The 9,388-nt window shown below is 36.6% G+C and carries 6 protein-coding genes; 2 read left to right on the forward strand and 4 right to left on the reverse strand.

What is annotated here, in order from left to right; translation table 11 throughout:
• The first annotated feature begins 160 nt into the window (after nt 1-160).
• Nucleotides 161-382, forward strand: coding sequence for a DeoR family transcriptional regulator (locus ACMZ42_RS22950; RefSeq protein ID WP_036118795.1), 222 nt, complete (start codon nt 161-163; stop codon nt 380-382).
• Between the two features lie 392 nt (nt 383-774).
• Nucleotides 775-1,953, forward strand: a complete 1,179-nt coding sequence (locus ACMZ42_RS22955) for an MDR family MFS transporter (RefSeq protein ID WP_415732905.1) — start codon at nt 775-777, stop codon at nt 1,951-1,953.
• Nucleotides 1,954-2,575: 622 nt separating this feature from the next.
• Here the strand turns inward: ACMZ42_RS22955 and ACMZ42_RS22960 are convergent.
• From ACMZ42_RS22960 to asnB, 4 genes are all read right to left on the reverse strand, one after another.
• Nucleotides 2,576-4,090, reverse strand: a complete 1,515-nt coding sequence (locus ACMZ42_RS22960) for a GGDEF domain-containing protein (RefSeq protein WP_370081946.1) — start codon at nt 4,088-4,090, stop codon at nt 2,576-2,578.
• Between the two features lie 175 nt (nt 4,091-4,265).
• Nucleotides 4,266-4,979 (reverse strand): pseudouridine synthase, encoded by a 714-nt coding sequence (locus ACMZ42_RS22965; RefSeq protein ID WP_415732906.1) that lies wholly within the window; start codon nt 4,977-4,979, stop codon nt 4,266-4,268.
• 9 nt (nt 4,980-4,988) lie between these two features.
• On the reverse strand, nt 4,989-6,602 hold the full coding sequence (locus ACMZ42_RS22970; RefSeq protein WP_370081950.1) for an oligosaccharide flippase family protein: 1,614 nt from the start codon (nt 6,600-6,602) through the stop codon (nt 4,989-4,991).
• 465 nt (nt 6,603-7,067) lie between these two features.
• Nucleotides 7,068-8,915, reverse strand: coding sequence for an asparagine synthase (glutamine-hydrolyzing) (gene asnB / locus ACMZ42_RS22975; RefSeq protein ID WP_415732907.1), 1,848 nt, complete (start codon nt 8,913-8,915; stop codon nt 7,068-7,070).
• Nucleotides 8,916-9,388 lie beyond the last annotated feature (473 nt).

Raw genomic sequence — 9,388 nt, forward strand, 5'->3', positions numbered from 1 at the left:
TAGCTTTTCTATATAATGAAATTATCAGAATGATTTTTCTGAATATAAAATTAGAAAAGGGGATGTCTAAGGCAGCTACTTATTAGCCTAAGTGCACTCCGCACATATTGTCGTCCGCTAGTCTTTGCCAAGAGAATTAAGATGAAGGAGTGGTTCATTTATGAAACCAACTACTGATCGAATGCTTAATCGTATTAAAGATGTGTACATGTTTATTTTAGACAAAGGAACCGTGTCTACACAGGATTTAGTCGAAGAGTTTAGTATCACTCCTCGCACCGTTCAAAGAGATTTGAACGTGTTAGCCTTTAACGATTTGGTGATGAGTCCAAGTCGAGGCAAATGGACAACGACGAAGAAAAAAGTAAAAATGACGTCTTAGTTTTTACGTGTAACACGTAAAGCATCTTGTATGGAAAAAGAATGACCTTTCGTCGTGGTCATTCTTTTTTTGTTTTCTACTATTTTTTGATTCCCCACAATTTCTCAAGCTTCCAAGCAAATACCTCTCAAAAGTTTGCGATTACTTTTAGTGAAATTTCCACTAATCATGAAATTCATTATTTATGGTATTCATCATCAAAAGTTGAGGATAACATTATTTTAAAAGTATGCCATGTATATAAATTGATTGGAGCCCTTTATTTGCTAACAATTCATGTATTTTTGTAACATTCGTTTTCTCAGCGTTATCTTCAAATGTTTTTTGACTATTTACAATTAATTAACAATCCGTTAAAATCGAAACATTCTACATTTTGAGAGGAGGATTCTATGAAACTTCCCAAACTGTTTCATCCGCTAGTTTGGATTATTTTAGGGGGAACTATTTTCACACGTATTGCAAGTTTTATGGCAATGCCCTTTTTAGCAATTTACTTACATAATGAAATTGAAGCATCCCCTTTACAAATAGGCTTGACGATTGGTATTGCACCGTTAATCTCCACTGTAGGCGGATTCTTTGGCGGTTATTTAACTGACCGATTTGGTAGAAAAAACGTCATTTTGCTTACGATTATTGTTTGGAGCATTGTGTTCTTTGGCTTTGCAACAGCACAAACGATTTGGTTCTTTGTAGCATTGAACGCCCTTAATGGCTTATGTCGCTCCTTCTTTGAACCCTCGACACAGGCATTAATGATTGATTTTACTCCTGCTGATAAACGAAAAAGATTGTTTTCACTTCGTTACACAGCCATTAACATAGCTGCTGTTATCGGTCCTATTATTGGTGTTTATATTTCTCAATTGTCCAGCCCAAGTATTCCATTCATGCTGACAGGAACTATGTATATTATTTATGCTTTATTTTTATTTTTCGTGTTAAATCGCTATGAAATGCAACAACCAAAAGCTTCAACACCAACGAAAATACTGCAAACCTTTACGATACTATTGACGAATCGTGTATTACTAAGCTTTATTTTTGGGGCAATTTTAATAAATATTGGGTACTCTCAATTTGATTCCACATTGCCACAAATCATTGAACTTAAAATTGAAAATGGTGCCAAACTCTATTCTCTACTAATCTCAATAAATGCAGCAGTTGTGTTATTACTACAATTACCGATTAGTATACTTTCAGAACGTTTTTCATCGGCAGCTACTCTATTAGTAGGGATTTTGTTCTTCGTGTTTGGTCTTTTATTATTCGGCTTCTCAAATAACTATCCGTTATATATTATCGCTATGATTATATTCACGATTGGTGAAATTTTCGCCTTTCCGACTATGAATGTCATGATTGATGAAATTGCGCCTGATACACAAAAGGGAACTTATTTAGGAGCAGCTCAATTTAAAAATTTAGGGGGCTTTATTGGACCAATTATTGGCGGTTGGCTGCTAACACATTATATGAACGCAATGTTTGCGGTCATTGCAGTTCTAGTTTTATGCAGTTGTTTATTTTATAGATCAAAGCTTAAGACACACCACAAGGAATAAAGTGGCTCATCATCATAATGTGTGTGGTTGATTTCCGTTCCACTGGGGGCTTGTTGCTGTCGCTTCGCTTTCGCACAGATAAAACATTTGTTGCTGTCGCTTCGCTTTCGCACAGATAAAACATTTGTTGCTGTCGCTTCGCTTTCGCGCAGAGCAAAGCTTCCTCTGGGGGCGTCCGATGAGCCGCTTGGACCAACAGATGTTTTTTGCGCGAAAGCGTAGTGCTAACGTAGCGGCAGCGGCAACAGCACCGATGTTGGTCACGAAGGCGTTATCACAGGACGTGATGGTTTTAAGCCTTCGTTCCCCTATGTGCTCGCTCAAGGGTCTGATGCTGATCCCCAAGTAGTCGCCAAGTCTTCACTTCAATCAACTTAAATACATGGCATATGTTTTAACAAATGTCATCCACAACTTTTGGTGATGAGCCAAAATAATGTAAGTAATAGAGCTTTTACGGATTTTAACTTCTGACAAAAAATCGCTCCATTTCTATAAGCGAATCTCAAGCATATCAATTATGCCTCGGCAAATTGCGTTCGGAGGCTTTAACTTCTTGCTTGGACTCTCTAATAAGAATGGAGCGAGCATATAATTTTATCCTTAAAAATTGGAAGTGGCTTTAGCTTTCTTCATTAGCAGGAGCTTCTTCATAACTGGTGTATTGGTCTTTCCCAGCATTTTTCGATTGATACAACGCCTTATCTGCACGCTCAAATAAGCTTCTTTCTGACTCATCTGGATGAATGCAAATAGCACCGCCCATACTGACTGAAAGTACAGACCATCTATCAATAGAAACTTTATCCTCATACTTCAAGTGATGAATTTTCTCCAAAATAGAATTTGCTAATCTTCCCATACATTCATCCTTCGTATCATATAAAACAATTGCAAATTCATCTCCACCAAATCTTACAACAAAGCCATTCTTCCCCACTTCTTGTTTTAAAGTTCTCGCTGTTTCAATCAGAATTTTATCACCTTCAACATGTCCAAACCGATCATTTACTTGTTTAAAATTATCTAAATCTAACAGCAATAAACCCGGTTGATTCGTCTTCCTATGTCTTAATAATTTATCCATTTTACTAATATAGGTAGCACGATTATAAACATTTGTTAAAGGATCATATGTTGCAAGATGAATCGTTTTGGAAAGGAGTTTGTTGATGACTAATAGCATGATGAAAGAAGTTACTAAGGCAATACAAAGCAATACTCGAAACTGCTTTGTATTTTTAGTTAGTGCTCTCATTTCTGTGAAATTACCATATTTCACATATACAACTCTTTTCGAGGATTCTCCCCGAACCGCTTCAGCTTCGTATGGTATAAAACGGTACTTTTCAATATAACCATTATTAAACCCCTTTTGATATTCCGTTGGCTTCATCGTTTTTTTGGCTAGCTCAAAATGCTCTTGAAACATTTTCGATTGATCTTTTACAGTTATTTCATGAGATTTAGAATCATCAAAGAAAACCCCACCCGCATTTATCGTTTGTACTTCTAACAAATCTGCATATTTATCTATTAGATAGTCAGCAGTCTTTCCGAAGTTAAAAGTTTGGAATACAGGATCATCAAGTAAGTCTATACCTACCTCGAATAAATATTTCTTGTCAGGTGTTGCTAAATAGCCAAATTTTCGATATCCCCCAGTAGTTGTTGAAATATCAATACCATCAGTGTAGAATTCTCCGCTTGCTCGACGTTTGTCTAGTAAAGTAGAAAAACGGTGGCAACATTGAGAAAAAGCTAAACCTTTATCTTTTTCAAAAGTTGTATAAATTACGGTATTTGATTGGTCGAGTATGTACACATCCATTCCATTTTCGCTTTTTATTTTCTGTAAATCCCACTTCGCTATATGTGGGTTTTCTTTATAATAAGTAATTAGTTTTCGTAGTACTTCTTCCATTTTGTCAGAGAGATTTTGATCAAAATAAAAATGTGCATTATCTACAGCCTGCATATCTTTAAGAATATGGTTTTCAATTAATGTTCTATTCATGACTTCTTGTTTTTTCATATCCTCAGTAAGTATTTGCCTATTAACGTAAAAAATCACACCCACTAGTATTAATGCAAAGGCAATTAAAGATATTAATAATTTAATTCTTAGGTTTTTCATTAACTTGTCCTCTACTTATTTTCACCATCATATTTTCTGAAACATTTAGAGATTTATTAGTACCATAGACTAAATAGCTTTTCACACAAAAGTTATATCAATTATACAGTTACTGGTATAAGTATGTATATAAAAAATGCCTCGATACTAATCTATGTTAGCATCGAGGAATTCTTTAATCCCTAATTTGTAAGTAAGCTAGTTCTTCAGCCGTTAATTCTCGATATTCGCCTAATTCTAGACTGTCATCTAGCTTTAGGCTGCCCATCGATAGGCGTTTTAAATACGTTACACGTTTACCAACAGACTCAAACATACGCTTCACCTGATGAAACTTACCTTCTTGAATCGTTAACTCAATTTCTGATTGCTGAGCAGATTTTAATATGATAAGCTCTCCTGGTTTTGTTACATAACCATCGTCTAGCTCAACACCTTGAGCAAATTTCTCGCAGTCTTCCTCAGTCACAATTCCTTCTATTTGTGCATAGTAAACCTTCGGCACATGTTTTTTAGGAGACAATAAATTATGGGCTAATATGCCATCATTTGTTATCAACAATAATCCCTCTGTATCTTTATCTAAGCGACCTACAGGGAAAGGCTGGAAATGTTGATGTAAAGGATCTAACAAATCGATGACAGTTTCATCTCGTAAATCCTCAGTTGCAGAAATAACACCAGGAGGTTTATTCATCATAAAGTATACAAATTCTGTATAGTTCACACGTTCACCAAAAACGGAGACATCCTGCTTGTCAGGATCAACATGTAATGCTGCATCCTTCGCATATGCGCCATCTACTGTCACCGCTTTTTGCTTTAGAAGCTGCTTAACTTCCTTGCGTGACCCGTAACCCATATTCGACAGTAATTTATCTAAACGCATTAGTACCTCCTATTTAAATCCCAGTTTGTTTGTAATTCTTGTCAATCGTTCACCGAGAAGCTTTTGTGCTAAGCCTAGGCGTAAAGACAAATAGCCATATACTGCTACACCTACTCCAGCACAAATAACAGAATAAACTAATGCAGAGAATTTACCACTTACCGGTCCCATTAATAACACTAAAAGTTTATGAACGAGTAATACACTTACCGCCATTGCCGCTGTCAAAAGAGAAATGAGCGTGACACGACGAATAACCATTTCTGATTTATAGTTCAGAGTTTTTCGTAACACAAGCATATTAATAATAATTGAAACACTATAGCCAATAGCTGTAGCAAGGAGTGCGCCATCTGCCTCCATCCAACGAATTAACGGAATGTTAATCGCTAGCTTGACTAAAATTCCAGTTAACAAGCTTAAGACAATCCACTTTTGGAAGTCGATGCCCTGTAAAAGAGCTGCTGTCACTTGGAATAATGCAAATAAAATAGCAACAGGTGCATAATGGGCTAAAATCATAGCACCCATCTCGCTTTCAGTATAGAGCATAAAGTAAATTTCATTCGATAACAATGAAATTCCAACTACCGCAGGCAATGTAATAAAAATTAATATTTGATATGTTTTATCCATTGCATGTCGAAGCGATAAATATTCACCTTGCGTAAAGTACTTTGTAATCGTCGGTACTAGTGCCGACGAAAAACCTGTAGCTAACATTACTGGGATAATGACAACCTTTTGTGTTGTAAAGTTGATCATTGATAAATACTTATCCGTTACTTCCGCTAAGCCTATAGATATCATAGCTCCATTAAATGTCAGCATATCTACTAATTGGAACAACGGATTGGCTACGCCTACAAATACCATTGGAATTGAATACGTAATTACTTCTTTATATATGTTGGACATTGGTAGCTGTGTAGACGTCACACTTTGACTGCGCAGTAAATCAAATTCAGGTTGATACTTCTTCCAATAATAATAAAGTACTAGCAACCCACCAATTGCCCCAATAAATGCAGCAAATACTGCAAAGGAAACAGCTGTTTCTGGTTTCCCTTTGAAAACTACCACAACTAAGAAAGAACCACCCAATAACACAACAATACGAACAATTTGCTCCACTAACTGAGAAACCGCTGTAGGCTCCATTTTGTCATAGCCTTGGAAAAATCCACGCCAGAGGCTCATAAATGGCACGACAATTAACGCAAAACTAACCCAGCGAATAACTGAAGCAATTTGCTCTACCGTAAATGCCTGATCATCACTTTTAATAACAAGCCCCGCTATTGGCGTAGCTAGCACAAAAAGAAAAATAAACGCCGCAAACCCCGTACACATCATTATAAGTATGCCTGATTTCATAAGTTTGCGGCCTGATTGATAATCACCCATTGCATTGTATTTAGAAACAAACTTGGATACAGCAATTGGCGCACCTGAGATGGCTACTGCTAGCATTATCGAATAGGGAATATATGCATATTGATAGAGGGCAACATTTTCCTCACCCACAATCGCATAAAAAGGAAAAATATAAATTAATCCGAGCACCTTCGATAAAAACATTCCCATTGTTAATATCGCGGTACCTTTCATTAAATTGGACATCGTACCCATCCATTCATCGTAAAATCAATATTTTCATTACCGTAACACTTATAAAATATTTGCTACATGCAGAGCAGTCTTTTTTCAAAGCATTAGAGGTTTAACCTGCTTCTAGAGCAGTTCTTTCTGCTACCTGAGAAGTTTCACTGGGTACCCGAGCGGTTTCTTCCGCTACCCGAGCACTTTTACAGGGTTGTTTCAAACGTTCTTTACTGTTCAAATCTTAATACTACGCCAATAAAAAATTCAGCAAAACAACTAGAAAGCACATCATCGCAAAATATTAAATAAGTAAACCAATTGTAATCTTAACATATTTATAGGTATACAGACGCACAAATACATTAAAAAGTTCTAGAAGCTCTATAAAAAAAATAGTGGTTGTGCCCTTCCCATAGAAAGTAGAAGGCTCAAAATAATCGGTGGAGATTAAGAAAATCCCCACCGATTAATGCTACTTCTCTATTACATATCTACGAAAAATTGTTTATACCATACTAAGAACACATAGGCTGTCCAAATATAACGTCCACGATTTGTTTTTTCTTCATAGTGCTCATCTAGGTAGCCTACTAATTGTTTTGTATCAAAGAATTCATTGGCAAAGTCAGTTGTAAACATTTCTTTTACCATCTTATAATACTTTTCTTCACGCAGCCAGTGGCGAATTGGCACTGGGAAGCCAAGCTTTGGACGTTTTGCCCATTCTTCAGGTAATTCCTGATGTGCAGCTTGACGAAGAACATATTTCGTATCAATGTCATTTACGCGATATTTTGATGGAATGTTTTTCGCTAATTCCATCACTTCTTTATCTAAAAATGGTACACGTAATTCAATAGAATGAGCCATACTCATTTTATCTGCTTTTAATAAAATATCACCTGGCATCCAAAGATTTAAATCAAGATACTGCATTTTAGTAACATCATCATCACCTGGAACCTCATCGTAAATACGTTTTGTAATCGATTTAACAGATGGACCATTTTTATAGTCTGGTTTCAAGACATTTAATGCATCTTCTTCGTCCCATACAACCGCTTCCCCAATGAAGCGTTCTTCTACTGTTTGACCACCTTTAACGAGGAAGTTCGAATATTGATTTTTAGGTAACGCCTCTGCTATACCACGTAACGCTTTACGAATACCAAATGGGATTTTCTCATATTTTTGCATTTTACCAGAGTTTTGGTACCATGAGTAGCCACCAAAAATTTCATCCGCACCTTCACCTGAAAGTACTACTGTTACATCCTTCGATGCTAACTCAGAAAGGAAATAAAGCGGTACAGAAGATGGGTTTGATTGTGGCTCGTCCATATGCCACTGAATTTTTGGTAATGCTTCAAAACACTCATCTGCCGAAATATATTTACGTTCATTTTGAATATTTAATGTATCCGATAAATCTTTTGCTAAATTTGTTTCATTAAACATATCCTCGTAGTCAGAGAAACCAACAGAGAAGGATTTATCAGGGCGTAATAATGAAGTAATATAACTTGAATCAATACCACCTGATAAGAAAGAACCAACCTTTACATCACTTATTTGATGCGCGTCTACTGATTCACTTACAGTCGTACGAATGTCTTCTACATATTTTTCAATTGGAGCTTCTTTTGCATGGAATTTTTTATCCCAATACTGCACAATTTGCTTTTGTCCATTTTGAATAAGCATATAGTGTGCTGGTTGTAATTTGTACACACCTTTAAAGAACGTTTCGTCCATTGAAGAATATTGGAACGTCAGATACGGACGTAGCGCATTTTTATTTAATTCTTTAATAAATGCTGGGTGTGGTAAAAATGATTTAATTTCTGAACCGAAAATAAACGTACCATCTGTTGTGTTTTCTGTATAATACAGTGGCTTAATACCGAAGCCATCACGAGCGATGAATTGTAAATCATTCTTTTTATCCCAAATACAGAATGCGAACATCCCGCGAAGCTTTTTGACAAATTCTACTCCGTATTCAACATAACCATAAATAATAACTTCACTATCGGAGTGTGTTTTAAAGTTGTGACCTTTTTCAACCAAATCAGCACGTAGCTCTTGGAAGTTGAAAATCTCTCCATTAAATACGAGAACGATATTACCATCTGCACTGTACAACGGCTGATTTGCCACGTCTGATAAGTCGATAATACTTAATCGACGGAATCCTAACGTTACTTTATCATCACTGTGAATCCCACCGCTGTCTGGTCCACGGTGAATAATTGTATTCATCATATTTTCGATCGTTTGATGATGATCGATCACATTTGTTCCATTAATATAGCCTATAAATCCGCACATTCTATTTTTCACCTCATAATTTAGTGCTTAACCTTTACCATAATAGCATGAAAAGACATTCATTTCATACAGACAATATAGATAAAGCAAAACTTTCATCAGTGAGGTTATTCTACACTGATTATTCGTTCACCACGAGCACTTTATCTCTCGAAAATACCTCAATTTTCCTTCAAAACTTTACACGCTTAAGCTCTTCACCATAATGTGGAGTTGATTTCCGTTCCGGCTGGGCGCTTTGTAGCTGCCGCTTTGCTTTCGCTACAGAAAACATTTGTTGCTGTCGCTTCGCTTTCGCACAGAGCAGAGTTTCCTGGGGGCGTCCGATGAGCCGCTTGGGGCAACAGGATGTTGGTCACGAAGGCGTTATCACAGGACGTGATGTTCTTAGCCTTCGTTCCTCTATTTGCTCGCTCCAGGGTCTCGGGCCAACAAGATGTTGGTCACGAAGGCGTTATCACAGGATGTGATGG

Origin of the sequence: Lysinibacillus sp. NPDC056185 (assembly GCF_047737915.1) — a bacterium.
Classification (GTDB): Bacteria; Bacillota; Bacilli; order Bacillales_A; family Planococcaceae; genus Lysinibacillus.